This is a genomic window from Chitinimonas sp. JJ19 (assembly GCF_036961565.1).
Lineage (GTDB): Bacteria > Pseudomonadota > Gammaproteobacteria > Burkholderiales > Chitinimonadaceae > Chitinimonas.
In genome coordinates, this window is record NZ_JBAMDD010000033.1 from 1 (window position 1) to 2377 (window position 2377).

Annotated in this window: 1 protein-coding gene and 1 pseudogene; both read right to left on the reverse strand. The window is 50.3% G+C overall.

The features are described from left to right. Positions 1–688 precede the first annotated feature (688 nt). Complete coding sequence (locus V7714_RS20520; protein ID WP_335711399.1) at positions 689–1126, reverse strand: SMI1/KNR4 family protein; 438 nt, start codon at positions 1124–1126, stop codon at positions 689–691. 11 nt (positions 1127–1137) lie between these two features. Next, a pseudogene (locus V7714_RS20525) lies at positions 1138–2377 on the reverse strand (hypothetical protein); the annotation flags it as partial.

Genomic DNA, 2377 nt, shown 5'->3' on the forward strand with positions numbered 1-2377 from the left:
GACAGCAGGGTCACGACAGCAGCACGGCAGCAGGGTCAGGTCTTGTTATTTGCACTGAAAGGTAGTTTGGAAAATGCAAAACACAAGACCTGACCCAATACTGTTCGGATAGATGAATTTCGCTATGGTGAACCACCATTAACCAGGACTGCCTTGGTTCGTGCCATTGCCACTCCCAGTAGAAGGTTGGGTGTAGCATGGTACAGAATCTTCTATCCGAACAGTATTGAGACCTGACCCCATTATTCCACATGCCCGGCGTATCACGGTCAACCTGGCGCCGGCGGATTGGCCCAAGGTGTCACTTCCCATTTTATTTGCGAATTTTCCAAATTAAGTGCGATGTTTTTCTCGCTATTTGCGACTGTGATCACGACCATAGCGTGACAGAAGTGCTGGGGCGCGGGCTTCCCGAAAATCTGAGCCAAGTTATTGATCTGTAATCGGTTTTAGCCAGCGACGGGATTTTACGGGCGGATCGTTCTAGGTGCGTTCGTAGAACGGATGTAGAACGCACCTAGAACAGACTGCGAACGGGCATACAACAGCGTAGGTGGTAAAAAGCCGGTGCGGATGAGCCTGGTACCGGCTTTGTGATCTACCCATGCGACGCAGTGTGGTCTACGCGCAAAATACAAGACCCCGCGTCACTCTAAACTCCCACTGCCGTAACGAGGCGCGCAACACGCTATTCGTAAAAAAGCGGGTCATTTATAAGCTTCTCAACAAAGGCAATGAAATCTTCAGCAATCACAAGGGTGCCGCCGTCATCGCGATAAACTTCCTGTGAGCCGGAATCTGGACGCATGACCAGAAACCTGAAGCCACCACAGTCAAAAACCGGCAAGTCACCCGCCAAGAATCCTTCTGGGGGTGAGAATTCGGACTCTCCCTTGTACAAGTCGACCAGATCAAGAGGGTGTACTATCAAATTCCTTACATCTACCCTTGATTCAGATCCGAGCCAGCCGTAACCTATCTGAGAATAGAAGTCCTTTAGGGTTGATGGCAATGGAAACCCTAGCTCTAACTCTGCCTGTGCGACATCGTCAGCACTAACAGGCAATAGTCTTCTCACCCCAGACTCAGAACCAATAAAACGCTTAAGCTCATTAAGATCAAACACTTTACTCCCCCTTAGAATTTCTTAACAATTTTGGAATATCCACTGCCTACGCCGTGGATACCACCCTGATGAGCGTTAGGCCTTTCAGCGGGGACTATGTTCCACCACTCATGTGGTGCATTATACTGATTAGGTATAATTTCATGGGCATCAAAATACTCTCCTTTCCGGATATATACCGCACCACGCTTTGAGAGCTTATCCGCAGCATAGGTTGGCCATTTCTGTGCAGTCAACTCCTCCCACTGTTTAATAAGTGAATCGCGTGTGGAGTTGGACCACCGATGAGCCTTGGCCTCTTGCGGAGAGAGCTTTCTCAGTCCATTGTTGTCCTGCCGCAAAAAGTCCTTCAGCATGTTTCTTTGGTCCATCCCAAGCCTGAAGTTGGAGAAGCTCTCAACCTCATTAATGTATTGCTTGAATATGACAGCATTGGCCCTTGTTGCATTAGGATCAATGACAAGTTGGCGTGCAAGCTTTTCAATATTACTTCGAATGCTCTGCCCAACAAATCCCTTCTGCTGATCATCTGTCAATGTGCGGAATGTAGCGCTCAGCTTCTCCGCCTCCTGAACCAAAGGGGCATTCTTCTGCAGCAAGAGTGCATTCTTTTGTTCAGCCAGCATAACAAGCTGCAAATAGCTGTTATCCACACCAGGTGCAGACACGACCTTTAAGTTCGGCTTATAACCTGCCAGCTTTTCAAACTCAGCGATTTGTGCGTTTAGCGTGACCCTGTTCTTAAGCCTAGCGATGTCGGGATCGCCAGTACTAACTGCACCCGCGGCTTCTCCTACAGCTTCTACCAATGCCTGTAGGCGAGGATTCTGTGAAATACGGGGAACCACCGACGTAACAGGGCGGTATTGTAGTGGTGCAGGGGCGCTGTTACTGCCGCCGCCTGGTATGAACTGCTGACCACCACTATGCGTGCCTGGGAAGTCCCACAACATGTCTTCATGGAGGCTGTAACGACTCTCTGGATCAATACCAAACACAGGTACTTCCCCTGATGCCGCTCTGGCTAGGCTAGCCAGCATTTCGACTCTATCTGCCTGTAGCTGCTCTACTGCCATCCGATCCCACGCGCCGGCGCCGAACTTGTCGTAAACGTAGTTAGCCGCGAAGCTAGCTGTATCCCCATCCGGCGCTGAGATACTTTCGATCAGTTGCGCACCCATACCCGCAGTACTGACCTTCGGCCCAGACTGCATATTCGCCGCAATGCTATTCCCCAGCGCATCGCCAAAC